24 protein-coding genes and 1 pseudogene are annotated in these 26975 nt (G+C 49.5%); 15 read left to right on the top strand and 10 right to left on the bottom strand.

Annotated elements, in window-relative coordinates:
• Window positions 1-20 precede the first annotated feature (20 nt).
• Both HF569_RS06030 and HF569_RS06025 read right to left on the bottom strand, forming a co-directional pair.
• Window positions 21-2597 (bottom strand): ABC transporter permease, encoded by a 2577-nt coding sequence (locus tag HF569_RS06030; RefSeq protein WP_232842578.1) that lies wholly within the window; start codon window positions 2595-2597, stop codon window positions 21-23.
• A gap of 8 nt (window positions 2598-2605) precedes the next feature.
• Window positions 2606-3307 carry an ABC transporter ATP-binding protein gene (locus HF569_RS06025; protein WP_168901705.1) on the bottom strand — a complete coding sequence of 234 codons (702 nt, stop codon included), beginning with the start codon at window positions 3305-3307 and terminating at the stop codon, window positions 2606-2608.
• 258 nt (window positions 3308-3565) lie between these two features.
• Here HF569_RS06025 and HF569_RS06020 point away from each other — a divergent pair.
• The 3 genes and pseudogenes from HF569_RS06020 (at window position 3566) to HF569_RS06010 (ending at window position 6604) form a co-directional block, all read left to right on the top strand.
• Window positions 3566-5213, top strand: a pseudogene (locus tag HF569_RS06020) (FAD-dependent oxidoreductase).
• Window positions 5214-5298: 85 nt separating this feature from the next.
• The gene (locus HF569_RS06015; protein WP_168901704.1) at window positions 5299-5550 is read left to right on the top strand and encodes a hypothetical protein; all 252 of its coding nucleotides are present in this window, start codon (window positions 5299-5301) and stop codon (window positions 5548-5550) included.
• A gap of 208 nt (window positions 5551-5758) precedes the next feature.
• Entirely contained in the window at window positions 5759-6604 is an 846-nt protein-coding gene (locus HF569_RS06010) for an aldo/keto reductase family protein (protein ID WP_168901703.1), read from the top strand.
• 256 nt (window positions 6605-6860) lie between these two features.
• Here HF569_RS06010 and HF569_RS06005 read toward each other — a convergent pair whose 3' ends face one another.
• The gene (locus HF569_RS06005) at window positions 6861-7742 is read right to left on the bottom strand and encodes a LysR family transcriptional regulator (RefSeq protein WP_168901702.1); all 882 of its coding nucleotides are present in this window, start codon (window positions 7740-7742) and stop codon (window positions 6861-6863) included.
• Window positions 7743-7858: 116 nt separating this feature from the next.
• Here HF569_RS06005 and HF569_RS06000 point away from each other — a divergent pair, with 116 nt between their 5' ends.
• The 3 genes from HF569_RS06000 (at window position 7859) to HF569_RS05990 (ending at window position 9419) form a co-directional block, all read left to right on the top strand.
• Window positions 7859-8236, top strand: coding sequence for a DUF2255 family protein (locus HF569_RS06000; RefSeq protein WP_168901701.1), 378 nt, complete (start codon window positions 7859-7861; stop codon window positions 8234-8236).
• 55 nt (window positions 8237-8291) lie between these two features.
• Window positions 8292-8663 carry a MerR family transcriptional regulator gene (locus HF569_RS05995; RefSeq protein WP_168901700.1) on the top strand — a complete coding sequence of 124 codons (372 nt, stop codon included), beginning with the start codon at window positions 8292-8294 and terminating at the stop codon, window positions 8661-8663.
• A gap of 114 nt (window positions 8664-8777) precedes the next feature.
• On the top strand, window positions 8778-9419 hold the full coding sequence (locus tag HF569_RS05990) for an NAD(P)H-binding protein (RefSeq protein ID WP_168901699.1): 642 nt from the start codon (window positions 8778-8780) through the stop codon (window positions 9417-9419).
• Window positions 9420-9535: 116 nt separating this feature from the next.
• Here the strand turns inward: HF569_RS05990 and HF569_RS05985 are convergent, their stop codons facing one another.
• The 3 genes from HF569_RS05985 to HF569_RS05975 all read right to left on the bottom strand — a co-directional run bounded on the left by HF569_RS05985 (window position 9536) and on the right by HF569_RS05975 (window position 12917).
• Complete coding sequence (locus tag HF569_RS05985) at window positions 9536-9718, bottom strand: type II toxin-antitoxin system RelB/DinJ family antitoxin (protein WP_168901698.1); 183 nt, start codon at window positions 9716-9718, stop codon at window positions 9536-9538.
• A gap of 123 nt (window positions 9719-9841) precedes the next feature.
• Window positions 9842-10405 carry a L,D-transpeptidase gene (locus HF569_RS05980; protein WP_168901697.1) on the bottom strand — a complete coding sequence of 188 codons (564 nt, stop codon included), beginning with the start codon at window positions 10403-10405 and terminating at the stop codon, window positions 9842-9844.
• A gap of 787 nt (window positions 10406-11192) precedes the next feature.
• Window positions 11193-12917, bottom strand: coding sequence for a hypothetical protein (locus HF569_RS05975; RefSeq protein ID WP_168901696.1), 1725 nt, complete (start codon window positions 12915-12917; stop codon window positions 11193-11195).
• A 900-nt stretch (window positions 12918-13817) separates the two neighbouring features.
• Between HF569_RS05975 and HF569_RS12405 the strand changes: the two genes are divergently transcribed.
• Both HF569_RS12405 and HF569_RS05965 read left to right on the top strand, forming a co-directional pair.
• Entirely contained in the window at window positions 13818-14465 is a 648-nt protein-coding gene (locus HF569_RS12405; protein ID WP_232842577.1) for a helix-turn-helix transcriptional regulator, read from the top strand.
• Between the two features lie 90 nt (window positions 14466-14555).
• Window positions 14556-15158: a helix-turn-helix domain-containing protein gene (locus HF569_RS05965; RefSeq protein WP_168901695.1), complete on the top strand. Its 603-nt coding sequence runs from the start codon at window positions 14556-14558 to the stop codon at window positions 15156-15158.
• A gap of 319 nt (window positions 15159-15477) precedes the next feature.
• Here the strand turns inward: HF569_RS05965 and HF569_RS05960 are convergent, their stop codons facing one another.
• The 3 genes from HF569_RS05960 to add all read right to left on the bottom strand — a co-directional run bounded on the left by HF569_RS05960 (window position 15478) and on the right by add (window position 18342).
• Entirely contained in the window at window positions 15478-16332 is an 855-nt protein-coding gene (locus HF569_RS05960; protein ID WP_168901694.1) for a polysaccharide deacetylase family protein, read from the bottom strand.
• A gap of 66 nt (window positions 16333-16398) precedes the next feature.
• Entirely contained in the window at window positions 16399-17223 is an 825-nt protein-coding gene (locus tag HF569_RS05955; protein WP_168901693.1) for a site-specific integrase, read from the bottom strand.
• 78 nt (window positions 17224-17301) lie between these two features.
• On the bottom strand, window positions 17302-18342 hold the full coding sequence (gene add / locus HF569_RS05950) for an adenosine deaminase (RefSeq protein ID WP_168901692.1): 1041 nt from the start codon (window positions 18340-18342) through the stop codon (window positions 17302-17304).
• A gap of 459 nt (window positions 18343-18801) precedes the next feature.
• Here add and HF569_RS05945 point away from each other — a divergent pair, with 459 nt between their 5' ends.
• From HF569_RS05945 to HF569_RS05925, 5 genes are all read left to right on the top strand, one after another.
• Window positions 18802-20739: an acyltransferase family protein gene (locus tag HF569_RS05945; RefSeq protein WP_168901691.1), complete on the top strand. Its 1938-nt coding sequence runs from the start codon at window positions 18802-18804 to the stop codon at window positions 20737-20739.
• A 293-nt stretch (window positions 20740-21032) separates the two neighbouring features.
• Entirely contained in the window at window positions 21033-21791 is a 759-nt protein-coding gene (locus HF569_RS05940; protein WP_168901690.1) for a hypothetical protein, read from the top strand.
• Window positions 21792-21948: 157 nt separating this feature from the next.
• Window positions 21949-22635: a hypothetical protein gene (locus HF569_RS05935; RefSeq protein WP_168901689.1), complete on the top strand. Its 687-nt coding sequence runs from the start codon at window positions 21949-21951 to the stop codon at window positions 22633-22635.
• A 102-nt stretch (window positions 22636-22737) separates the two neighbouring features.
• Window positions 22738-23046 carry a helix-turn-helix transcriptional regulator gene (locus HF569_RS05930; protein WP_332870964.1) on the top strand — a complete coding sequence of 103 codons (309 nt, stop codon included), beginning with the start codon at window positions 22738-22740 and terminating at the stop codon, window positions 23044-23046.
• A 186-nt stretch (window positions 23047-23232) separates the two neighbouring features.
• Window positions 23233-24927, top strand: coding sequence for an oleate hydratase (locus HF569_RS05925; protein WP_168850002.1), 1695 nt, complete (start codon window positions 23233-23235; stop codon window positions 24925-24927).
• Window positions 24928-25112: 185 nt separating this feature from the next.
• Here HF569_RS05925 and lepB read toward each other — a convergent pair whose 3' ends face one another.
• Complete coding sequence (gene lepB / locus HF569_RS05920; RefSeq protein ID WP_168901687.1) at window positions 25113-25697, bottom strand: signal peptidase I; 585 nt, start codon at window positions 25695-25697, stop codon at window positions 25113-25115.
• 185 nt (window positions 25698-25882) lie between these two features.
• Here lepB and HF569_RS05915 point away from each other — a divergent pair, with 185 nt between their 5' ends.
• Window positions 25883-26275 (top strand): cytidine deaminase, encoded by a 393-nt coding sequence (locus tag HF569_RS05915; protein ID WP_168849997.1) that lies wholly within the window; start codon window positions 25883-25885, stop codon window positions 26273-26275.
• A 349-nt stretch (window positions 26276-26624) separates the two neighbouring features.
• Window positions 26625-26975: a PadR family transcriptional regulator gene (locus HF569_RS05910; RefSeq protein ID WP_168849996.1), complete on the top strand. Its 351-nt coding sequence runs from the start codon at window positions 26625-26627 to the stop codon at window positions 26973-26975.

The raw sequence follows: 26975 nt of genomic DNA, 5'->3' as shown, positions 1-26975 counted from the left end.
GGCGGCCAGTTTCCGCTCCACTAATCCACGGACTTCAAAGCGTCCAACATGTTGATCCGCTTGAGCTTGCGGTGCATCAGCCACATGACCAGTAAGCTGAATGCTAAGGTCAGTAACGCCGAGTAAACGTAGCTGATGGGGTGGATCTCTGGCGAGAACATCAGGTTATCCGTTTCCGCTGTATTGAGAATATAGCTGTGGAGCCAATCGCCCATGAAGCAGCCCAAAACGATCCCCATCGCGGTGAGAATCAGGTTTTCGCGGAAGATGTACAGGGTCACTTCACCATCGTAAAAGCCGAGCACCTTGATCGTGGACAACTCGCGAATCCGTTCTGAGACGTTGATATTCGTTAGATTGTAGAGCACCACTAAAGCCAATGCGCCCGCGGCAATGACGAAGATAATGACCACCAAGTCCATGGTATCCAGCATTTGGAAGTTAGTCTGCTTCTCAGTACTCAGCAAGGTCACGTTCAGGATGCCCGCTGTTTTGAGCAGGTTGCTGGCAAATTGATCCTGCGCGCGTTGGCCGTGACGCTTGAACTGAACGAGATTGCTATTGTAGACCGCGGCATGACCGAAGGCTTGACGATAATACTGTGGCGACAGGTAGATAAAGTGATTGACGTAGTTCTCTGAGACGGCGGCGATTCGCACGGATTTGGTGGGATGGTTGCCGAGCTTAACGGGCAGGCGATCCCCGACTTGAACGTGATAGAGCTTCGCTAATTTCTCGTCAATGACGGCTCCGCGCTGGTTAAGCGTGTAAGACTGGTGGGTCTGGCGATTTCGAAGCACGACGAAGTGGTGAAGACGTTGTGGCTGCTGCGGGACACTGAGTGTGGCGGTCTGATTAGCCACGCCACTGCGTTCGACCGTTACCTGGGTTTGGTTAAGGAGCAGATCTTTTTGATACAGTGGTTGTTGCCGTAGAGCGTGCCGTTGTGCGCCGGTCTGGTGACCATCTCGAACGACGACTGCATCGTAATGCCAAAGCGCATCGAATTGTTTGAGACTGATATCGCCGATGGAGTCTTTGAGGCCAAAGCCAGTAATCATCATCGCCATGCAGCCAGCGATTCCGAGGACGGTCATCAGCAGGCGCTGTTTATAACGGAAAAGATTCCGTAAGGTAACCTTGTGATTAAAACTTAAACGTTGCCAGAGACTGTGCCAGTGTTCTAACCAGAGAGTTTTACCGGCCTTGGGCGCTTTAGGCTGCATGAGAGTAGCGGGACTGCTAGCGAGGTCGACGCGCAAAACGATGGCGGCGCTCCCCATGGTGCAGGCTAACGCGATGACTAACGCAATGAGAATATCCGTCCCGATATATTGCACGTTGATGGGTGGAAGATTGTACATGCTACCGTAGGCTTGTGCGATGAAGCGCGGGAAGAAATTGACGCCGAAGCCGACACCGAGGATGGTGCCCAGCAGACTAGCTAATCCGCCGTAGAGTAGAAATTCACTACCGATGGCGGCATTACTGTAACCTAGGGCTTTCAGTGTTCCCATTTGAATGCGTAGCTCCGTGACCATCCGTGTCATGGTGGTGAGGCAGATGAGCGCAGCAATCGCGATGAAGAAGAGCGGGAAGACGGTGGATAGGGCAACGATCCGTTGCGTATTCTCGTGATACTCACTGTACCCTGGATTAGCAGCCCGGCCAGTGTACAGGTAGGTTGGCGGCGCAATTGCGGCAATTTTGTGTTTGGCCTCGTTGAGTTGTGCTTGGGCCTTACGTAAGGTAGGTGAATCGGCGGGGAGCTGTTGAGCGAGTTGCTGCAGTTGCGCGACTCGGGGAGCGAGCTTAGACCGAGCCTGCTGTTGGAGTTGCTGCTGACGCTGGGCGGCGCGTGGGTGCAGCCAGCGTTTGAGTCGGGCCGTATTGCTGCGATTGAGGCGTCGGTATTTTGTAGAGTAAGGGGCGACGTTGGCTAAATTGTGAAATTGAACGTCGATGCGGCTGTAGACGGACTGTTTGAGTGTTCCCGGTCTAACCAGCGCAAAGTAATCGAGCGTCCCCTTACCCACGTTGGTTACGCCGCGAGTACGTTGCTCGATGTAACGGGGGGAGTTGACAAAGCCCACCACGGTGAACGTCCGTCGATTGAAGGCTCGATTGCCCTTAGCCGTGGTAGCGACCCGGTAGGTTTCTCCTAACTTGAGGTGCGGTTGGAGTGTTCGGGCTTGCTGATCGAGCACAATCTCATTGGCCTTATGGGGCAGACGCCCGTTGACTACCGTGAGGCGATTAAGCCGTTGCTGAGTAGGCAATTCGGCTACGCGAACGGTCTGATTGTTGTTCAATTGATTGATATCGAGATATTTAGTGGCCTGGTAACTGAGCTGGTCACGGTGACGGTGAAGAATCGCGAGGTCTTGGTTCGTCAGGCCTGCTGTGGACTGAATGCTATTCGTTGCTAATTTTTGCTGAGCGTAGTAGTCCTTAGCGGCTTGAAGCATGTCGGGCCCCGTCGCCCGGATACCTGTGTAGAAGGCGACCCCGAGAAAAATGATCAACATGATCGACAGGAAGCGTGCCTGGGAGCGTCGAATTTCACGCAAAATAGCTTTAAAGTAACTGGTTGTCATGGGTGCACCTACCATTCGATGGCGTCAATTGGCGTAGGATTAGGGTTATGCCGAGCTGATTGGATCTGGGCATCGTTGATGTGAATAATTTGGTCGCCCATCTTCGCGATCGCGCTGTTGTGGGTGACAATAATCACGGTCATATTAGTCTGCCGCGCCCCGTCTTGAATGACTTGCAGAACCTGTTTACCCGTCTGGTAGTCTAATGCCCCGGTGGGTTCATCACACAGGAGTAATTTGGGATTCTTCGCGATTGCCCGCGCAATGGCCACCCGCTGTTGCTCACCACCAGAGAGTTGTGCCGGGAAGTTGTTGGCACGCTCAGTGAGACCCACGAGGGCCAGCGTGGCGCTAACGTCATGGGCGTCGGCAGTGATCTGAGACGCCAGTTCGACGTTCTCCCGGGCGGTCAGATTCGGCACCAGATTGTAGAATTGAAAGACGAAGCCGACGTCTTGCCGGCGATAGGTGGTGAGCTGTTTAGCATTGAGCTGGGCGATGTCCTGACCGTCAATCAGAACCTGACCACTGGTGGGACTGTCCATGCCACCCAAAATATTGAGTAACGTGGACTTACCGGCACCGCTGGGGCCCAGGATAGTGACGATTTCACCTTGGGCCACGCTAAAGGAAATATCGCGGTTGGCGGTGGTCACGTGATTACCTTGCATAAATTCTCGAGTTTCATGGTTAACTTCGATGTAAGCCATGGCTGATTCTCCTTTGAGATTGACTGCTGCGGAAAGTAGAGGGGCGTTGCGCCGGTTACTTCCGCAGACAGTTTTAGTTTGGTGATGGTTTCAAATAAAATTTAATTTTAGGGCTATCTCCATAATTGTAGGCGGAAACTTAAGCCGACGCAACGGTAACCGATTTCAAAACCCTTGTAAATTTGGCGAATTCCAGTATACTAGGCGCTGAGATGCCCAGTGGGGTATATCAGATGAGCAGAAAGGATGTTTTTGCAGATGAAAGTTGTCATTGTTGGTGGCGTCGCCGGTGGAATGTCAGCCGCAACCCGGCTGCGGCGGTTGGATGAGCACGCGGAAATTGTGGTTCTGGAGAAGGGACCCTATGTGTCCTTTGCCAATTGCGGGCTCCCCTTCTATCTGTCTGGAGAAATTAGTGACCGTGCGCAACTGATGGTTCAGACACCAGAGAAGTTACAGCAGCGCTTCAACCTCGACGTGCGTCCTAATCATGAAGTCGTTCAAATCTTAACCGCCAGTCATGAAGTGGTGGTTCGGCATGCTGGCCAGTTGGTGCGCGAGTCCTATGACAAGTTGATTCTGTCCCCCCGGTGCACAACCAATTATGCCAGATTTGCCGGGGATTGCGGCGGCCGATAATGTGTATGCGTTACGCAATATTCCGGATCTTGACCAACTTATGGCTGGCTTGCAAACGAAGACGGTTAAGCAGGTCTTAGTCGTTGGTGGGGGCTTTATCGGTCTGGAAGTCGCCGAGAATCTGAAGTTAAGCGGCTTAGCCGTGACAGTCGTGGAACAAGCCCCACACGTCTTGCCACCGCTAGACACTGAAATGGCGGCGTTTGTCCAGACAGAACTTGAGCGAAACGGCGTCAAAGTGGTCACCGGTCACGGGTTAGCCAGTCTGGAAGATCACGGCCAAACGGCTATTTTAACGGATGGCACGCGCCTACAGACCGACCTCACGCTGATGGCAGTGGGAGTTCGGCCAGCCAGTCAGTTGGCCCAAGCAGCCGGCTTGCAGTTGGGATTGCACGGGGGCATTGTCGTTAACGAGCACTATCAGACCAGTGACCCCGATATTTATGCGGTGGGGGATGCCATCGTGGTGAAGCAACAACTAAATGGACAGGACGCGCTGATCTCGTTGGCGTCACCAGCCAATCGCCAAGGTCGGCAGGTAGCTGATAACTTAGCAGGTCTGAATCATCCGAATCGGGGGAGCCTGGGGACCGCTATTGTGCGGGTCTTCCAGCTCGCTGCCGCAGCGACGGGGTTCAGTGAATATCAGGCCAATCAATTGGGACTAGATTATCAGGTGGTTCACGTTCGCGGCGAGAGTCACGCGAGTTATTTTCCCGGTGGGACGCCCATGACGTTGAAATTAGTCTTTAATCCGAAATCGGGCCAGATCTACGGGGCTCAAGGCGTCGGGGAACAGGGCGTGGATAAGCGAATCGACATTTTGGCGACGGCCATTAAAGGTGGCCTTACCATTGATGATTTGCCGGAACTGGAATTGACTTATGCGCCGCCATTTGGCTCGGCCAAGGACCCGGTCAACATGCTGGGTTATGCCGCAATGAACGTTGCCGAAGGAATTAGCCAGACGATTCAGTGGCATGAACTGCCAGCGGCTCTGGCGGCAGGACGGCAATTGTTGGATGTGCGGGATGCTGATGAGCTACGCGCCGGCAGATTCAAGGGTAGTCTGAATATTCCACTGAATCAGTTGCGAGATCGCCTGGGTGAGCTGGATGTACAGCAGCCTTATGTGGTCAGCTGTTTCAGTGGGCAACGCAGTTATATTGCGGAAAGACTCTTACGACAACATGGCTTCAACGTGGTCAATCTGGACGGGGCGTTTGCGCTCTATCAGGCCGTTCGACCAGAAGATCTGGTCTAGCGTAAAGTTTAGATTGCCGGATTAACGCCTACCCGATATAATTAAGCAGTGAAATTAAGATAACGCATTATTCGGGAGGATGTTTATGCAGAGACTACGCAAGGCAGTTTTGTTGATTGCCGTTACCTTCACCTTGGGCGGCCTGGCCGAACCCTTGGCGACACCAGCAACCACGGCGGAAGCTAAAAGTACTAAGGTTTGGATCGCACCTAATCACGGGAAGAAGTACCATTACGCCAAGCGGTGTCGGGGGTTGAACCATGCCGGGAAGCTGAAACACGTCACCCTAAAATGGGCCAAGCACCATCACTACAAACTTTGTGGCTGGGAAAAGTAGCTGCAGCTAGCGTTTCAACGGGGTCTGGAAGCTTATTCCAGACCTTTTTTTCGTACGTTCACACGGTCTAATCTGGCACTAGCACGTCTGAGTGGAATTAGCAGTTGGCGACCGTCGATTGGGCGAAAAAAGTCAAGACTAATGAGTTGCCTTAGAGTAGGACTAAGGGTCTAAGTTGGTGGTATCACTGATTAATGGAGGACTGAAAATGCCAACAATTACGGATACTTTTGACTTAAATAACGGCTTGAAGATGCCTAAGGTTGGGTTCGGGACCTGGCAAACGCGGCCCGGTAAGGAAACCTACGATGCAGTCAGCAATGCCTTGAAGGCGGGGTATCGGTTCATTGATACCGCTAAGGCCTATAACAATGAGCAGAGCGTCGGCGAAGCCTTGCGCGACAGCGAGGTTGCTCGGGAGGATGTCTTCGTGCAGACCAAGCTGCCAGCCGAATCCAAGTCTTACGATGCCGCGCTGGCGGACTTTGACAGTAGTTTGGCGGCGTTAGATCTTGACTATGTGGATTCTTACATCATCCACGCGCCGTGGCCGTGGGCGCAGATGGGGTCTAACCACGATGCAGAAAATCGGGACGTTTGGCGGGCCATGCAGGATATCTATCGCAGCGGTCGGGCCAAGTCGATCGGTGTGTCGAACTTTAATTCGCATGACCTTGAGAACCTGTTGACGTGGGATGGTCTGACGGTGAAGCCAGCTGTCGATCAGATTCAGTACTACGTGGGCCATACGCAGGAGACGATCGTGAAGACGGCGGCAGCCAATCAGATTACGGTTCAGGCTTACTCACCACTGGCTACTGGTGGGTTGGTGGATAGTCCCGAACTGGAGCGACTGGCGGACAAGTATGGTGTGTCAATTCCACAGTTAGCTCTGCGCTACATCGTGCAAAAGGGCGTGGCACCACTCCCTAAGGGACGGTCGATGGCACACGTTCGGGCCAACACCGAACTCGATTTTGAGATTGACGATAAGGATATGGCCTTCTTGAACCGGTTGTCCGATCCGAATGGTTGGCATCCAGTGGGGGACTAAGTCAATTTGAAGGAAATTGTGAATAGCTAGAAAAGAGGCTGGAGAATTTTCCAGCCTTTTTTGGTAAAAAGATTGCCAAATCGTGCAACAATTTCAGTGATTTTTACATTAGTAGTTAATAGAGGCTGCGATTGGGTCTAACCGAGAGAAGTCGGGTGGTCGGCGGCTTTTAGACTGTTTAGCGAGGTGACCGTTATTGTAGAAAATAGCCACCACCGGATTTTTAAACCGGATAGTGGCTGTTGGGCGTAATTATTTAATTTTCGGTAGGTGTCAATTCCGTTCGAACCTGAGTCAATAAGGCCTGAGCGGCGGCTGATAGGCGTTGCCCCTTGAGCCAAACAAAGCTTGATCCCGAGGAAGTGCGTGGTGCGAGCGGGACGAAAGTGAGATCGGATTGATTGGTGTTGATGATGCCGTCAAGACCGAGCGCGTTGCCGACACCAGCAGAAACTAACAGCGAGGCATTATAAAGTAAATTGTAAGTAGCGACCACATCTAGTTCCGATTGTGTCAGGCCGAAGACGTCATGGATTCGGGCGCTGCCGCCCTGTTGCGGTAGGATTAGGCGAGAATTGGTTACGTCCTCAAGACTGACCGTCTCCTGTCGGGCTAACGGTGAGCTATTTTGAACTAGTAGTCCCCAGCGACTCTCACCGGGTAAACGTAAGAAATCATAGTCCGACTTATCCAAGGGTTCCATGACCACGCCAAAATCGAAAACACCGGAAGACAGGTGTTGGTGTACGTCTGAAGCGTCGGTGCTGACGAGGTTGACTTGAATGTGGGGATGGCGCTGGTTGAGGTGGCCAATTGCCTGGGCGACGGTCAACATACTGCGGGCTTCTGCGCTCCCGATGAACACGGCGCCGCTGATGTCTTTTTCCTGATGAATATTAGCGAGCGTCTTATCAGTTAATGACAGGATTTGGCGTGCTTGATTGGCAAAGTATTCACCGTCTGGTGTGAGCTGGATGGTCCGATTACCACGTTCAAACAGCGTGGTGTCTAGTTCAGTTTCTAGTTCTTTCAGTTGGCGGGAAACGGTTGGCTGTGAAACGTGTAGCCGTGCCGAGGCTTGACTAATGTTTTTTTCTTGGACCACCATCAAAAAGTAACGGAGAACACGTAGTTCCATCATTTTCATCTCCTATAACTGAATTGTATAGATATCAATTTAATCTAAGCATTAGACATAGAGAAAGTCAAGTCATAAGATGAGGTTAAAGTGATGGGTTGGGAGGTGTTGTTAGCATGAAACAATGGACAGTCCAGTGTCTGAAGCGGTTTGCTGCTGCCGATGACTTGCGCATTGCCCCATTTTATAGCGATGGTCGAACTTACGGCACGCCAACGTGGATTTGGTCGGTCGTGGTTGGTCAGCACCTCTTTGTACGGGCTTGGAACGGGCAGCGTTCAGCGTGGTACCAATCGGCAGTCAGCCAACGTGGTGGGCGGATTCATTTGGCGGGAGAAAACTTCAAAGTCAGTCTCAGCCCGGTAGCCGCTGATGCTAGGCTCACAGGGGAAATTGACGACGCCTATCGGCAAAAATACCAAGACAGTGCCTACCTGTTGCCCATGTTGCAGGCGGGGCCCCAGTCGGCGACCATTGAAATTTTACCGGTCTAGTAGTTAAATATTGGTCGTTACGCGGATGTTAACGATGAGAATGGAGGTACGCGGCGTGAAAATCAATGAAGTCGCTAAGCAGTTGCAGACGAGCACCTGGACATTGCGTTACTATGAACAGATCGGTGTGATGGCTCCCGTAGCGCGAATCAATGGCATTCGTGATTACTCGGTAGCCGACGTGAATCGGTTGCGTGAAGTCTTGGAGCTGCGCCAATGTGGCGTCAAGCTTGCTGAAATTAAGCAATTGATCAAGCTGGAGGTGGTTACCCAGACGACACAGGTACAGCGTCAGTTGTTGCAAGGACGAGCGGTGGAACTGCGATCGGAAATTCGGCAGTTGCAAGGTTCTCTGAGTCACTTGGAAGCGAAGATTGCAACGCTGCCGCCTGATGAAAGAGAATTGATTAGTGGTGGAAATCATTAAGATCATCGTGGCCTACAATAGATGAAGGATCACTACTAGCTTGATAGCGAACCACGTGAGAGGTCTCACGGAGCAGACAATTCTCATGGTAAATAATGATGGAGGAACGGAATAATGACAAAAATTATGATTTTAGGGGCTCACGGTGCAATGGCCCAATTGCTAACCGATCGCTTGTTGGCAGAAACAACGGTCTCACTCACACTTTTCTTACGCAATGCCGATCGCTTGAATCGCTATGCGACGAATGATCGGGTGACGTTGGTAGATGGTGATATCAAGGATACCGCAGCGGTGGCTAAGGCCATGGCGGATGCCGATATCGTTTACTCTAACTTGGGTGGCCCGGATCTGGCCGACCAGACGCAGAGTGTCTTGACAGCCATGCACCAGACCGGTAAAAAACGGCTGATTTACATCAGTGCGCTGGGTGCACACCATGAGGTTCCTGGCAAGTTCGGTGAATGGAACGAACACGCGATTGCGGCCTTTCTTCCCGGCTTCCGGCAGACGGCGAAGCTAGTGGCCGATTCGGGGATCACGTATACCGAGATTCGCCCAGCCTGGTTAACTGATCGTGATGAGATCGACTATGAAGAAACGCAGTTGGGCGAGGACTTCAAGGGGACTGAGGTCTCGCGGCAGAGTGTGGCTGACTTTGCCCTGAAGGTCATCACCCATCCCGAAACGTATCGCGATGCCAGTGTTGGTCTGGACAAGGCCGGTACCGATGGCGATCAACCGAGCTGGATTTAGGAGGCAATGAGATGACCTTATTTAATCGTTGTTTTCTTTCCCATAGTTTCTCCCATCATCGGCGATACCAATTTGCTGGTTAAACTTTACAATGTAATGTCTTGAGGGTTGTCATTTCAAATATCAGGGAATTCAGGATCGCTAGTTGGTGTGAATGGCAATTTATTTGTTTTACTAATCTCCACTAAAAACATATTAATAGCTGTGCTTAAATCGAGTCCCATACCTGAGATAACTTTTGCGGCATGCTCTTTAATCTCTTTGTTCAAACGGATCGTTAAGGTTGTATTTTTTGACATTGTGATCACTTCTAAGAACAATGCAACGCATAAATGGGGCTTTAACTGTCATTTCGCTTGATAAATTTCATGATAAAAACCGGCACCACCCAAATTCATGAGTGATGCCGGTTCTTTTAACCGTTAGCGAATGACAACTTTCATCTTGTAAGGCACGTGATTGTAAATCCAATGGGCATCAGCGACACTCAGTCTCACGCAACCATGACTGGCGCGTTTGCCGAGCTTCTTGGCTTCGCTGCGGACGTACTTGCCATGCTTGTTGACAGGGACGGAATGGAAAAGGTAGATTCCCCAGCCTTTGAAGGACGTCCAGTAGTTGGCGCCTTCCTTGGAGCTGGCGTTGTAGAAGTGCGTGCCACGGTTTTGGATGTGGAAGGTTCCCTTAGGCGTTGGGGAGGATTTCTTCCCAGTTGAGCATTTCATGGTGTAGAGCACTTTCTTCTTGCTAGCCATGATGTACACGCGCTGCTTGGCAATGGAAACCTTGATGAAGGCGTGCTTGTGCTTCTTGAGATTGGGGTAAGCCTTGGTCTCAGAAGGTAACTTCCAAGCTGGTGTTTTGGCTTTCTTGGTGGTTTTGGCGATGATACTTGTGGGCTGAGAGATAGCAGTGGTAGTGGTGAACCCAATGATCAACCCCAGCACGGCTAACAAGCTGGTCATCAGTATCTTTGATTTATGCATGGAACTCCTCCTTGTAGAATACATGATCAATTTTATGAGTGAGGTGGTGGACTGTCAATGGCAGGAACAAATGGTGACGGGGATTATTTTGATGTATTGTTAGAGGTTTGCGATTTAGTCACGTTCAGCTCTCATATAATATAGTGCAGATACAACTTGACTAACTCTAACTGGAAGATATAGCATGAACTCAATAACTGACCTGTTCTAAAGTTCGAAGTGGTGGTCTTTAAAGCCTCTAGTAAGGGATTTAAGTACGGGCGAATCTTTCACTTTAAAGGTGGTTACTATAAGTCGTGATCTTATCAATGAAAAATTATAGTCTTATTTTCCTCAGTATCTTTTTACCGCTATTTTTTGGTCTTAGTCTACGCGGGTCACTAGTGGTTAGGCTCTTGATTACAGCGATAATATTGGTAATATCGCTATTGTCAGTTGCCTACGCCATCAAATATCCTAAGAGAATATGGACCGGAAAATATGGCGTCTACGCAAGCATTATTCTTGGGATCATAGGGTGGGGCGTCCTCCTTTTCTTTTGGTCAGTGTCGACCCTTTTAACCGGATGGCTGTACTGGATTTGGTGGGTGGCAAGCGCACTTTGCTGTGGTATCGTCATGTGCTTTGTTGCTATTGTACATGATGTGTTTATCGATTGGCGTCACGCAAATAAGTGACCAGTTTATGGTGAAACGTAAAAACGGTGTCCCCCCTACATTGGAGAGACACCGTTTTTAAAAGACATCGTTACAGGTACGTCAGATAGAGCCAGTACCTAAGCGTAAGCCTACTTAAACGTCTGGTTAACGTAAGACTCAACCGTCCCAGTCTTGGCCGATTCATTGACACGGCCCGTCAGTTTAACCTGATCGCCGGTCTTCATCAAGACAGCCTTCGGGTAGTCGGCCGTCCCAACCGTCCAGAGGGTATCATTTCCCTTAACGGCAAATAGGACGTTTTGGTTGTCACCATTAGGAATGACGACGACCCGTTCCACGGTCCCTTTGAGCTTAATGGTCTTAGAGTTCGTGGTGGAACTAGCCGTTGACCCAACCGTGGCTAGTTGTACCCGGTATTGGTCGAGGGCTTGAGTAGCCGTCGTGGCGTAAGCTTTCACACTTTGATCGGCGGCCTTGATGTAGGCGTAGCTTCGGAAGGCCCCGGTGGAGTCTAGCAATGAGACGACCCAAGTTGGCGTGCCGTCAATGTTATACATGATCGGCATCGTTGCGGACCATTTCTGCGCGACGTATTCCTTTTCGGCAATCTTCTTGGCACCGTCACTGTCCATCACCCCGATGTTTTTCCCGGTGTAGTAGGTCAGTGTTCCCGTCCGGGCGTTAATCATGGAGTAACCCATGGTCGAGTCCGCACTGGTCTTAGGTGACGTGAAGTCGTTGAAGTAGGAAATATTGCCGTGCTTATCCACGACCGGTGTAACGCCATCTTCGGTCCCGTTGCTGTTAGGGTCCTTGACGCCGGTCTTATTGAAGTGGGCGTTGAAATAGCCGTTACCGTACCAGCCGAAGATTTCGTTCATTTCGGCCGCGGTTGAGGAAGCGATGGATTCGTTGATGAACTTCGGTGCACCAGCCGCCGTGTAGAGCTGGGTATCCCCGGTCTTGGCGTTTAATACGACCACGTGCAGACTCTTGTAGTTGATTCGGCTAGAGACGCCGCGCGCCTTGTAGACAGTTTGGATGAAGTAAGGTTCACCACTGTCTTTGATTTCGAGTTGTGGTTGGCCTTCTTGAACCCAGCCAGGGAACCGGTTGTAGATCACCCGTTGTGCGTCTTCAAAGAGATAGGCGCTAGGCGTATATCTCATCGATTGCTTGATAAAATGAGGTTCGGCGTTCACGTTGGTGGCATCGATCATGAAGTAACCGGGGGACTGTCTAGCCCGTTGCCAGCGCCAGAAGCCATCGAACTCGACGGGGGCAATGTAGACGGTCTTGCCTTTCACCACTTGTGTCTGTAATGCCCCTAGCTTGTAGTAAGACGTGTTGGGCACGGCACTCATGGCCTTGTTCATCTTATTCCGAACGGTCTTGGGTGCGATCGCAATTGGCGTAGCGTTTTTATCCAGCAACGGCGCAGTCTTCATCGTTTTGATTTTTAACGAGTTGTAGACCGGTTTGACGCCGAACTTAGTCTGGGCTGCACCGAATAAACTAACCACAAACAGCAGGGCCAGTAAACCGGCGGCTACGTTCAGGCCTTTGTTGCGACTGCGAACGTGGGGGCGTTTGTCACCAGACCCCGTCTCAACTTCAACGTTGGGACTGCTGAGGGCGAGAAACGGCAGGTACAACACGCCGCTGATCACGTTCATAATGATCAGACTGAAGAGTGCCTTGCTAGGAAGAATGACGAAGACAACACCAATGGCGATGATGTAGTACACGATATAGATACCGGCCAGCATGCGCAGGTGTTGTGGTCGTTGAACAACCCCCATGATCGCCATGATAAAGGCGGACAGGGTACAGAAGAAAGCAACTAGTAACATGAGATAAACCCTTTCCAATTATGTCTAGAGAAGAAGCCAAATTGAGGGATGCGACTAATGATAAAATCGATTAACGTCGCCCATCAATATATGTAAAAAATAGTAACCTTCTCTAGTTTACCCTATTTATGCAGGTGGCTAAAGGGAAAAGGAGAACGAATGTGGACTATTTATGTTTCTCGGGGAGGTTTAACCAGAAAACGATAGCGTCGAGGACGATATTAAAGATGATCAACCAAAATATAAAAGTGGGGGTGACTTGGTCGATATTTAAAATGACAGTAATGGCGGATAAGATAAAAATAATGATGAATTGCGGCCAGCTGCCAGAGATGAATTTGTTAAGTCGTTGATGTGTCTGGGCAAGTCTTGAGATGATGTACCTCATTGCTAGGGCGAGTAACATTAAGCTGATGGTTGGCCATAAGGTCAAATGAAGCATCGGACAGTACCTCCCAGAAAAATAGGATAGTGAGCTGGTGTTTATAAAGTTATCAGTCCAGTATACGGTGGTTCAGGTGATCCGATTTAGAATGTTGGACCTCTTAAATGGCTAGTAATTGTAGGAGAAAACCAGGCGAAGGTTTTTGCGAGTTATTACTAAAATCTAGTCTTTTGCTGGTTTAGTGTTAAAGCAAGCATACCTTGAAAAGCCATGGGGGTCAAACAACTCTACCCACAAAGAGTTTTGTACAAAAGTGTTGATATCAGGACAGTGAGCTGGAAAAACTGTGGGGTTATTAGCTTGGTAATTATTAAGATTGAACGAGTAGTTTGGCGAAACCATCGGCGACATAATTGAGCAAACTAATCCCGTCAAATCAACATTGCAAGCAATCTCAGCACGACAAATTTGGCCCCATTTGCTATGCTGATACTATCAGGAGTGGGAGGCACACAATGACATTAGGAGAAAATCTAAAGCAAGCGAGAACGGACCATCAGCTAACGCAGCAGGCGGTGGCGGAACAGGTCAATGTCTCGCGCCAGACGATTTCAAGTTGGGAGACGGGGAAAAGCTATCCGGATATTGACAGCTTAGTGACGCTTAGCAATCTGTATGGGTTATCCTTGGATATCTTAATTAAGGAAGACACTGGCATGTTGGACTATTTGCGGAAGTCTGAAGTCATGGAAAATTTACGACCGATCCGTCAAGTAATGCTCGGGTTAAACTTCTTGTTTCTAATTCTGTTGACGTTCTTTTTACAGACCAATGCCGGTGAGTGGATCTTAATTGTGGCTGTTTTGACTAATCAGGCAGGTTTTCTCTATCTACAAAAATTCGAAGGACGGCTCAGCACACAGCCGGTTTGGGAACGGCGGTGGCGTCAAGGCTGGTTACCAACTTTGGTGGGCAATATCTTGGTGACGCTCACCTTACTGGGAACTCAGTGGTGGTCGGTGTCACCAACTGTGGAAAATAATTTAGTCCTACTCACGCAGGTGGGCTGGGTGACATTATTATTTCTGTGGTTGGGACGGGTGCTAGGGCGACTCAGATCGCAGGAAGAACAGCTGACTAAAACCAACCACAAAGTGGACTAAAAGCGCGGCAAATCAACATTGCTTAGAACGTTTGCTAGGCAGATTTGAAGATATTTGCTATGCTATGGGCATCATTGGAGGAGGCCCATCATGGAATTCGGGGAGCGATTGAAACAAACACGTCAACAGCAAAATTTAACACAGTCAGCAGTTGCAGAGGTCTTGCACGTCTCACGGCAGACCGTATCGAGCTGGGAAACGGGGAATAGTTATCCCAGTATTGATAGCCTGATTGAGTTAAGTGATTTTTACCATTTGTCACTCGATACATTGCTCAAAGAAGATAAAGGCATGACGGATACGTTGCGCAAGCCGGAAGTTTTAAAAGAGATTCAGCCGACCATTCGTAACCTGTCGTGGATTAATTTTATGGCGGCGCCGGCTTGCATTTTTGCTGATCATCTCAATTTAGCAGTGACCGTTTTGCTCGTCGTGGCGATTATCAATAATAAGATGTTAAGCCGACTAGATAACTTTGCCGATAAGTTAGGTCAAGCCGATCAGTATACCCGCTGGCGGCAAACGTGTTGGCGGGAATACTTGATTGCAGGTGCTACCACTATCGGATTAATTTGGGTGTGGGTTAACCATCAGACCGGATGGATCGAAGACTTTGCCATCGTGGCGGTAGTTAGCTGGCTGGTGATTTTTCAAGCTGAAGTTGGGCACTTCAGGGCGCCGGAGCACGCTTAAACTCTGACACAGCAAAAAAGGCCGCCACAACTGGCCGGCCGTACTCGTAGGTTATCTGGATTACCGTTTAAACATAAAGATTCCACGCACAATCTCTGCGCCGATTAAAACAATCATGAATGACCAGGTCACTAGTGTTGCGACGCTCCCCATTGTCAAGACCTCCTTGTGGACCGAACCTATCTCGTTACCTATATTGTACGCTGAACGTTGATACAGCACAATAGGAACCGCTTACATTTGTATCATAAATTGCTAATATTTGTTGATAAACAAAAAGACTGGGCACCGCTTGTCCCAGCCTTACAATGATTTAAAATTAGCGATTCGTCACCGCAATCAGATCCGCAAAGGTGGCCGTCGTCATTCCCGGCGTAATCCGGAGCCGTGACAGATTGTAGCGGCCTTGCTTCATGGTGGCGAAGCCTTCCTGAGTGGTCAACGCAATCTTATAACCGCTTTGCTTGGCTAAACGATGCGTTGTGGCGTTGGCCCGACCGGCCGGATAACAGAGCATGTCAGTCTGCTGATCAAGCTTTTGATCCAGCCATTTCTTGGAGTTGACCAGTTCCTTCTTCTGTTGCGCCGCTGAGAGTTCATCGAGATTCAGGTGCTGCACGGTATGACTTGCAAAGTCGACTCGTCCCGTAGCCTTCATCCGTTTCATCTCAGCTAGTGAAAGGTGATTATGCTTGTACGTGAAGCCCGTGATGGCGTTGATGGTCGCGTGTAGTTTGTACGCCTGCAGTGCTGGCAGACCATTCGTCAGGTTGTCCTTGTAGGCGTCATCCAGGGTAATCCAGACGACCTTCTTCTGTGGAATTGAATTCGTCGTGAGCGCCCGGATGGCTTCGGTCGTGGTGAGGGTACGGTAGTGATGCTGCTTCAGGTAAGCCATCTCACTGGCAAATTGCTTCTTCGGCACGCGCAACTGATTGCCACTAGAAATGCTGTGATACATCAGAATGGGCAACTTTAACGGTTGTTTGAGCTTAATCCACGGCTTGGCTTTCGGCTGTGTAACGGGCTTGGATGAGGTATCTTGGCGCTGGACTCGGTGCGTTTGAGTGGGTTGCTTAACCTTACTTGTCCGTGATTGACTCCATAAGAAGCCGCCCCCTAAGATAGCAATTAGCAGTAGGCAGCCCCCAAATAATCCCCATTTTCTGTTCATCATGATTCCCCCAAGTTTGTTCGTTTACTGATTAGTATAGGGGGTTCAGTGCTCTGAGGCACGTAATTAGTCTGCGTGGCGGGCCAAACGGCGATAATAGTCAATGGAATCGGGTTCAAGGTGCAGTGCCGCAATCGCTTCACGGTCGGATAACTGGGGATGGCGGCGCAGATAGTTCACGAGATAACCTTGGTAGAGCACCGTGGGACTCAGCGAAAATCCTACGAGCGCCTGGTCAGGCCGCAGGTACTTATGCAGTCCGGGCAAGGTGAGGTGGGGATCGGCGGCCGCGCGTTGCTTGAGCAGCCAGTCTTGGGACTGAAATCGCTGTTGCAGGGGAGCCAGGAAAGCGTGTAGCTCGGTTAAAAATTGCTGGGCCGCCGCATTCCAGGCGTGAGTATCCAGCGTTGCCGTGAAGTTAGGCGCTAGAAAAGCCTGTACCGGGTAGCCGTGGGCGATGAGCAAAAGGGTCAGGCGGGTGTAGACGTGTAGTCGCGGATCGGCAAGTAGACTGTCTAATTGATCGACCCACTGGTAATTGACGGGTTGAGCGGCCTGTTTCGGCTTACTTTTGAGATCCAGCGTGGGGAGATAGGGCGTCCAACTGTGTGAGAAGAGAAATTTGAAATAGACGTTGAGGTGGGACAGCACTTTATTGTAGGTCTGATTCTGAATCTGCCGGGCATCGACCAACATGCCTAAATACTGTTCAACGTCGGGTGTTTGGAGTTGATTTACCCGGTGCTCTCGCTGATAAGTGGGGTTGAAGTTTTCAAGGTATTTAAAGAAGTCGGTCAACGTCGCGTTATACTCGTCCTGGGTGGCCTGTGCCATGGCCCGCTGTTGCAGGACGCGGTTGAAGGCATCTTGGTAAGGATAATCTTGGGACATGGGAACACTTCCTTTTGCTAAAAATTACGTTAACTTAGCCAGTGCACCACGACCGTAAAGTCATGGTACACGCCGGGGTTAAACGCGGCTGGTGTTGCGGGCGGCTAGGACTTTGGCCCGCAACGTTTCTTTTTGATCGTCGTCAATGAAGGCGGCGTCGATGGCATTGAGGGTGAGGCGTTCCAGGAGGGACCAGTCCAAGCCAAAGTGTTTCCGCAACGTGATGAACTCATCGGTCAACGTCACGTTAGAGACGGTCCGGTCATCCGTGTTGACGGTGACCTTTAGCCCGGCACTGAGAAATTCCGCTAATGGGAAGTCGTCCCAGGACTGAACCGCCTTGGTCTGAATATTACTCGTTGGGCAGATTTCAATCGTTGCGCCAGCTTCCTTGGTCTGGGCAATCGCTGCGGGAAAGCCACTCATGTGGACGCCGTGGCCGATTCGCTTAGCGCCCAAGGTGAGGGCTACTACGACGTTATCGACCGGTCCCGCTTCGCCGGCGTGAATTGTAAATGGTAATCCCGTCGCTTGACCAGCACGAACAGCATCAGCTAAGTCGAGGGTTGGATGGTGATATTCATCGCCCGCAAAGTCGAGACCCACCACGCCCTGATCCTTGAACTCAGCGGCGGTCTGGAAGACGGTGATACATTCGTCTAACGGCCGATCCCGCATGGCACAGATGATGGCGTTGACCGGGATGCCAAATTCCTGTGAGCCCGCGTGTAAGCCGTCCAACGTGGCAGCGATGGCTTCACGAATGGACAGCCCCTTTTCGGTGAAGATGGCGGGGGCAAAACGTGTTTCTAAGTAAATGAGGCCATCTGCCGCCGCAGTCTGAACCATGTTGTAACCGGCAATGCGCAATTGTTCCGGCGTTTGCATGAGATCGGTGACTATTTGGAATCGCTTTAAATAGTCGATTAGACTGACGGTGTCGATGGGCGCGGACACTAATTTTCGCAGCGCCGCATCGCTAGCCGGCAATTCGGCACCAGTCACGGCCGCCATCTTCCGTAAGGCTGGCAGTGAGATTGACCCATCAAGGTGACAGTGCAGCTCAACTTTAGGGTAACGACGAACAGCGTCTTCGGTAAAAGGGTTAACTTGAGTCATGGCAAGGTCCTCCTTTGGAATATGTAGCTTCCTTTGATTATACCATGATAGCGCTTAACTAATCGACCGCTTCGCTGAGATTTCTGGCAGGGAGTTTGTGAAATCACCTGGATTGTTTTTCAGTCCAACTGTTTGCGATTATGAATGGCAAGTCACTGAACGAACAGGCAAGGGTTTAGTTGACCATTATCCAGAAAATGGGGTACTGGGAGATGACGATTAAATGGCAAATTTTACAATTTTGAAATTTAGGTAAAATGCATTGTTAATTGGCCGTAAACATTATAGAATTGATTTAATTCAGTGGCGGCGAGCACGGTCGCTGATCATTGGAAGCTAATGAAACAAACCGATTCTAATATTTATGGTTAACTCATTTAATAACGTAAAAATTTAAATAACTAGTGACTAATTAGTTTGGGGGAGCAACAGCAGCGTAGGAGAGAAGGAGTAATTGCGATGAATCATTTCAACACGGAACTGACGCGCATGGGGCTGCGCCGGCAACGGCAGAGTAAGCGGCGTTACATCACCGGATTCGACGGGATTCGGACGCTTGCTGTTTTAGGCGTTATTATTTATCATTTGGCGCCATCGACGCTTCAAGGTGGGTATCTCGGAGTCCCCATTTTCTTTGTGGTGTCAGGATATTTAATTACATATTTGTTGATTCAAGAGTTTGATACGACTAAGAAGATTGATATTTGGGGCTTTTATGGTCGCCGGGTAAAGCGTTTATATCCGGCACTAGTCACCATGATTTTGGGCACCACGGCGTATATCACGCTATTTCAACGGAGTTTGTTGGTTAACATTCGGGGAACGGTACTGACAAACCTGATTTACGGTTACAACTGGTTTGAAATTGGTCATGGGCAGTCGTACTTTGATCGTTTCAGTGGGGAGTCGCCCTTTACTCACCTGTGGTCACTGTCCATTGAAGGTCAATTTTATTTAGTCTGGCCATTAGTCGTCCTGGGCTTGTTGCTCTTTGTACGGAAGAAGACGCAACGGTTAGCCATTTTGATGGTGGTCGCTATCGTATCTGCCGTCTTGATGGCGGCGCTGTACAGTCCTAACAATCCTAACCGAGTTTACTACGGGACGGATACCCGGATGTTTGCGATCTTAATTGGTGCGGGGATGGCATTTGTTTGGCCCGCTCATAAATTAAACGCCACCGTTGGCCGTAATCAACGGTTAACGCTGGACATCTTAGGTGGGGCATCACTGATCGCGTTGGTCTACCTTTTCTTCACGATGAATGGTCAAGCGGCTAGCACCTATCGCGGCGGTATGTTCTGGTTTACGGTGTTGTCCGGCGTCTTGGTCGGCACGGTTGCCCATCCAGGAAGCGACATGAATCGGCTGCTTTCCAACCCCGTCTTCAGTTACGTGGGGAAACGGAGCTATGGCATCTACCTCTACCAATTTCCAGTGATGATCTTCTATGAAGCTAAGATTAATATTGGAAATCACCCACTGTTCCATGCTCTAGTGGAAGTTGCCTTAATTATGTTGGTCACGGAAATGAGCTACCGGTGGATTGAGAACCCGATGCGGCATTACCACTATGGTCAGCTGACCAGCGATATCAGTCGTTATCTGAAGCAACCGGGCGCTCACCGGTTTGCCAACACGTTTGCGGTAGCCGCGGCCTTGCTATTTGGATTAACCGCAGTAGGGTTCGTGCAACAACCCGCTGCCGCTAAACCAACGGCGCTACAGAAGACCATTACGGCTCGGCAAGCGGCGACTAAGAAGAAGAACGCAGCGGCAGTGAAGAAGCAAAAGGCCCTCGAGGCGGCTTCATCTAAGAAGAAACATGATAAAGCCGTGGCGTTCTCTAAGTTGTCGGAGGCCGATAAGAAGTTGGCTAAGTACTACTATCTGACGCCGGAAGAGGTGCTCGGGAGTAAGCAAACGCCGTTGACGGCGATTGGCGACTCAGTCCTACTGGATGATTCCGGGGACTTGCAAGATGTCTTTCCAGGCGCAATCGTTAATGGTAAGGTTGGGCGACAAGCGTCGGATATGAAAGATATCATTAACAGCATGGCGCAGCAAGGCCAATTGGCGAAGAACGTCTTGGTCAATATTGGGACGAATGGCTACGTGACGCCAGAACAGGCGGATGATATTGTCCATGCGATTGGACCGAACCACCAGATTTTCTGGGTAACGGCCCACGTGCCAACGCGTGAATGGCAGAACTCTGTGAACAATCGGATTCATAAGACGGCGGACAAGTATCAGAATGTCCACGTTATCGATTGGTACACGGCGGCCAAAAATGAGCCGAAATGGTTCGTCAGTGATCACGTCCACCCGAATGATTACGGGAACCGGCACTACACGTCACTGATTGCAAAGGCTATTGTTAAAGCGAATAACTAAGTAGTAGAAACGTCTCAGGTTGATTGAGTTGACCTGGGGCGTTTTTTATTGTTGGTGGTAGCAAACGACCCGGCAAATGGTTATAAACGTGACTGATTAGGCATTTTGCACCTTTGGCCGGAAGCACTATTTCGGGGGCCGGGAGGTTAGTTCCCTTAATTTACCGTTGGTTCGACATTTCGGCGGATTTTTTTGTTAAAACGGGGGCTTATTTCAGCTCACTGAAAAAGACCATGTTAAGATACCAATTGAGTTCAGGGATGAATTCGAAAATTTACTGGGGGGTAATTGTTATGATGAAAAAAGTTGCAATGATCGCAGCAGCAGCGGCTATGGTATTACCATTGGGGATGGGCGCCATTGCTCCCGCAAACGATGGGCTGACTGCTTTTGCGGCTGCTAAACCAGCGGCCAAAAAAGCCACCCACACCTTAATCAGTGCTAAAGCAATGAAGAAAGCAGCTTACCACGTCAAGACGACTAACGTCGCACTGTACAGCGCAAAGTTTGCAGCGGACCAACCTAAAGTGACGATGGCTAAGAAGGGCGTTCTGGGTGGTAGCCAAACTTACTACGCAACCAAGAAGATTGTCGTTAAAATCAAGGCTACCAAGACAGCTAAGGCCAAGAAGGTCACCTACGCCTACATCAAGACCGCTAACGGGAAGATTAAGGGTTGGGTCGCCTTCTCCAAGCTGACCGCTGGACGCTTTAAGGCCGCTGATGGCAAGGCTGACATTAACAAAGCAGCCGACAAGATTGCCGGTAAGACCTACACGCTGATTAGTGCCAAGAACCTGAAGAAAACAGCCTTCCACTTCAAGGACAACCACCCAGCCTTCTACTCAGGCAAATTTGCCGCTGACCAAGCTAAGGTGACGTTAACCAAGAAGGGCCTTCTACCAGAAAGCACAACCTTCTACGCAACCAAGACGATCACCATTAAGAAGGCTAACAAGCACGTAAAGTACGATTACGTGAAGGGCGGCCAAGCTAAGGGCTGGGTCTTGGCATCACAATTGACTGCTGGCCAGTTCAAAGCAGCTGATTAAGTAAGATACTCCAGTATAATTTGAAAAAGCGGATGGCATGCGGGCCATCCGCTTTTTTTTGTGGAAAATTGGAATAGTTGCGGTAAGATGGCATTAACTTAAAAGACCCTATGTGGAGAATGGTTGTTAAACCAGCTGACGGAAAGAGGTGGGGAGGATGCAGGGACGTCGGATAGCTGTGGGAGTCGTGGGGATTGTGTTTACTGTTCTTTTTGCGAGTGTCATTCTGACGGTTGTTGAATTTTTTATGGAAAATGATGTGAGTCATTGGGATTTTAGTCTTGTGTTTTATTTGGGACTCATCGGTGTGGGGATGCTGTTGGCTATTGCCTCGTTGGTGATGAACAAGTTTTTCAGTCGACACTTAATCATGAGTGGTTTAATTGTGATGTTGTTTCTGGGTGTTAAGATACTGCCCGTCCATTTGTATAATTATCGAAAAATCTTTTACCCGATAAGTTATGCTGAATTGAATAAGATTTCTCAACTTAAGTTAGCTAGGGATGATGAATACATCGTTTATGTCTATCGCACTGGTAGTGGGGCTAAAACCAAATTGAAATTTTTGGATAGATGGCACGAAGGAACGATGGATGAGGTTAATTTAACATTGCTAAAAAAAGAAGTAACGCCTAAAGCTTATTCATCAGTTGTAAAGCGATTAGGAGTTAGTCGTGTTCCAGCTCTTATTTATTCATACAGGGGGACGGCTCAAAAGGATCGTCCCTTCTCTGTTACCTTCAATGGTATAGACAATCGGAAGATGTTTGCAAAGCTGACGGTATACTTAGATGGTGATAAGGAAAAGATAACGGGACCAGGAATCGTGTATAAACAACAGTAGAATGTCAAAAAGCCAACCCACAACTGGATTGGCTTTTTGACTGCTGTCTTGAATTCCAAATAGTGTGGTTGGTGACCTTACTTCTTGTAACCGAAATTAGGAATCTCATGCCACCGTCACTATCAGGAGAAACTTCGCCTTATAGAAATTGCTGCAGCGGCCCAGACAGCGCCAACTTATTTGTCACGGCAATTCAAGCAGGTGACTGGAGAGACACTCATAGCCTTTATTAACCGGTATCGGATTAAGATGGCCCAACAATATCTGCGGCATCGACCGGATTCAGTGACTGACGTGGCCTTCCGTGTAGACTTTAATGATGTGACATATTTCAAGCGCGTATTCAAAAGCTACACGGGGATGACGCCCCTAGCTTATTTACGAGGGAGCACGCCCACAATTCAACCGTAGAAGATAGTTAGACTGTCACCGGGGAAATTACAATTATGACACGCCCTGTTGTAATGGCCGACAGATTAAGGTTTCCTTGCGTTTCTTAGAAGTTGCTAATTAGTTCATGTAAACGCTTTACAATGCATGACAAAGCAAGCATAATGAAGGCGTAAAGGGCTCAAAGAATCTACGGAGGTGTTTTTGATGGTTAAAACAAAAGCAGTAATGATCGGTGCTGGCCTTTCTAATATGGCCGCGGCGGTTTACCTGATTCAAGAAGGCCATTGGCGTGGTGAAAATATTACTTTTTACGGCGCTGATATGCACGGGGCCAACGATGGTGGCGAAACCAAAGATTTCAGTGATGAATACTGGAATAAGGAACACCCGTTGGACAACCGCACGGGCTACGTTGCTCGTGGTGGCCGGATGCTGAATTACCGAACGTACGTTGATTTAATGGACTTACTTGACCGGATTCCATCGGCGACTGAGGCAGGCATGACGGCTGCCGAGGATACGCGGGACTTTGACGCTCATCACCGGACCTATGATATTGCCCGGTTGATGGAAGGCGGCAAAGGTATCATCGATGGCGGCAAGCTGGGCTTGAACAACAAAGATCGGGTATTGTTGTCTAAGCTGGTCTTAATGCCAGATGAAGAGGAAACTAAGCTGGATAACGTGACGATCGCTGAATACTTCAAAGACGATCCGCACATGTTCCAGACTAACTTCTGGTACATGTGGGAAACCACGTTTGCTTTCCGAATTCAGAGTTCGGTTCAAGAATTACGCCGCTACATGCACCAAATGATCTATGAATTTACGCAAATTGAACACTTGGTTGGGGTTAACCGGACCCGTTACAACCAATTTGAAAGTATGATGTTACCACTGATCAACTACTTAAAGGATGAGGGCGTCACCTTCATTTCCAACCGGATTGTGACGGATTGGGAGTTCGCTGACAGTGCGATGCAAGACGAGATTACGGTTACTGGTTTACACGTCAAGAACGTGGAAGACGGGACCGAAGAGCTGGTTGACATCGACGACGACACGGCTGTGATCTTCACCAACGGGTCAATCACTGACTCGGCAACGATGGGGGATTACAACACGCCGGCCCCAGAGAACATGGAATACGGGATCAGTGCCGCTCTGTGGAAGAAAGCCACGGAACGCTTCTACAACTTGGGGACGCCGGATAAGTTCTTCGATGACCGGAAGAATTCTGAATGGGTCAGCTTCACGTTGACGACTAAGAACCACCTGTTATTGAATGAAATTACCCGGATTACGACGCAAGTTCCTGGTAACGCGTTGAACTCCTTCATTTCGACCACCCCGATTACCCCATTAGGGCAAAAAGATGTGAACATGTCGATTGTGGTGCACCACCAACCACACTTTACGACGCAGAAACCTAATGAATCCGTTATCTGGGGTTACTTCCTGTATCCACGGCGTCAGGGTGAATTTGTCCACAAGCAATACATCAAGATGACCGGGAAGGAAATGGCGCAAGAACTGATTGGGCAATTGTCCAAGGTTGATCCAGGTCCTAATAACATTAAGAACCATGAAGCGGAAATCCTCGACAGTATTGTCAACAACATTCCAGTTTACATGCCATATGCGTCAGCCCTGTTCAATAACCGGGCAAAGAGTGATCGGCCAGAGGTTATTCCAGCACACTCCACGAACTTGGCCTTTACCGGTGAATTCGTTGAGCAACCTTACCAGATGATCTTTACGGAACAAAGTGCGACCCGGTCTGGTGAAATCGCCGCCTTCCACTTTGCTGGTGTGCCAATGGATAACTTGGTTGATACGCCACGTTATGACAAAGATCCGAAGACGTTGATGAGAGCAACGAAGAAGATGTTTAGTTAAGGATTACGATTTAGGAATAGGTGATTGAGAGGAGCGGGTGTCGACCCGCTTTTCTTTTTGACCAAAAAAGACGCTCCCAAGCCCGACAGATAATTGTCAGACTGGAGAGCGTCTCTGAGTTGAACAGGTCCTTGTGTTGCCTGTTTAACCATTTTTAGTAAGAAGCGAGTTGGGTCGTGTGCTGACTAACTCGCCCGATCATTCACGTTAATCCGATGTTGCTTGGTTCCTTGCCAGAATGGCACCTTCACGACACCCATGATTTTGTCGGCTTCGACGTAACCCCAGGCCCGGCCATCTTCAGAGATGCTCCGGTGATCGCCTAGCACGAAGTAGTGGCCCTTGGGAACGGCATTGCCTTTATAAGACCAGTTGTGATCCTTGGCAAGACTGCTCAGGGTCCAGTTCCCAGTGCCCGTGGTTCGTTCAGATTTGCTAATAAATGATTGGTTAATTTTATGATTGTTGACGTAGATGTAGCCGTTCTTGCTGACGACCTTATCGCCAGGTAGCCCGATGACCCGCTTCACGTAGTTCGTGTCTTTAGCGGCGTTGGGATCTTCACCGAAGGCATCGAAGACGATCACGCTCAGACGTTTAACGGGTAGTGGCTTCACCACAATCATCCGCTCTGTGTCGGCCAGATTCGGTTCCATGGATCCACCAGAAACCTTGACGACTTCCAGCCCATACGTCCGCACCAGAAAAACCAAGATAGCGGCAACGAGAATGGGGATAACCCAACTTAAGATGTTGCGTAACATTTTCATTTCGACAGAAAGCTCCCCTAAAATTAAGTTTAATAAGGCTAAGTGTACCATGAGTTCTTGGCTGAAATAGCGGTTTGATTAAAAGTTAAAGAAAACCCTAGAAATTTCGTTCGAATGGTAGCGCTTTCTTTGAAACTATGTCACAATTAAGGAGCACCATAGACCTATGCTAAGGAGGAAACACCATGGCGGAGCGAGAAGAATTATTGCAAGTTGCTACTGATATGTTGGACCGTGCCTACACGCCGTACTCACATTTTCATGTGGGGGCAGCAGCGGTAGGTGCTAGCGGTAAAATTTACGGTGGTTGTAATATTGAAAACGCGGCATACGGCTCGACTAACTGTGCCGAACGGACGGCGATTTTTTCAGGAATTGCTGCCGGCGAAAAGAGATTCACGGCACTGCTGGTGACGGGGAACACGGATCAGCCGATTGCCCCTTGTGGCACCTGTCGTCAGGTGATTAGCGAGTTCTTTGATCAAGATGCGGTGATTTACCTGACGAACCAAAAGGGCGCGCTGGCAGAGACTACGGTTGCAGGACTCTTACCAGGGGCTTTCTTGGAGCTGAAGTAAGTAAATATCCGGCTACATATGGACTGGGAAGTGATTTCCCAGTCTTTTTATTTGCTGTTAGAAAAGTTTAACCACGGATGATGCTGCGGTCATCAAACTTGGAGCTGGTGAAATTTTCTCGATGGGGTGAATGGTAAATGGCGCCTTTGAGACGTGGTTTACGGCTCAAAGCGAGGTCAGAGACCGCTCTGTGGCTCTGGCCGTCCTCCCCACAGCGATCCAGCCCAAATTTGGCGAACGGTAAGGCGGAAAGCGACGAGTAAAATACTACTCTGAAATAATTACTTTGACACGCACAGTAGTATGTGATACATTAAATGCATGCAAATGAACGAAAGGAAGTGGCAACATGGCTGAGGTGATCTCTAAAGATTTAATCCGGGGCCATACGGATACGATTGTCTTGAATATTTTGCAACAGGGTGACAGCTACGGGTATCAAGTGGCGAAGCGGGTGCGTGAGCTCAGTCATGGGCACTACGAATTAAACGAAGCGACGCTGTACACGGTATTTCGCCGTTTGGAAAAGAACGGGGCACTGACGGACTACTGGGGAGATGAGACCCAGGGCTCGCGCCGGAAGTACTATCACGTGACAGCCGTAGGACAGCAAATGCTGACTGAAAAGACGGCGGACTGGCAGTTTGCCAAGCCGATTATCGATGATTTGATTACAGGCAAGATTATTGAGGAGGATTAG

Source organism: Levilactobacillus tujiorum (genome assembly GCF_012641185.1).
Taxonomy (GTDB): domain Bacteria; phylum Bacillota; class Bacilli; order Lactobacillales; family Lactobacillaceae; genus Levilactobacillus; species Levilactobacillus tujiorum.
Note: the sequence above shows the minus strand (reverse complement) of the source record. Positions and strands in the feature narration are given on the sequence as shown.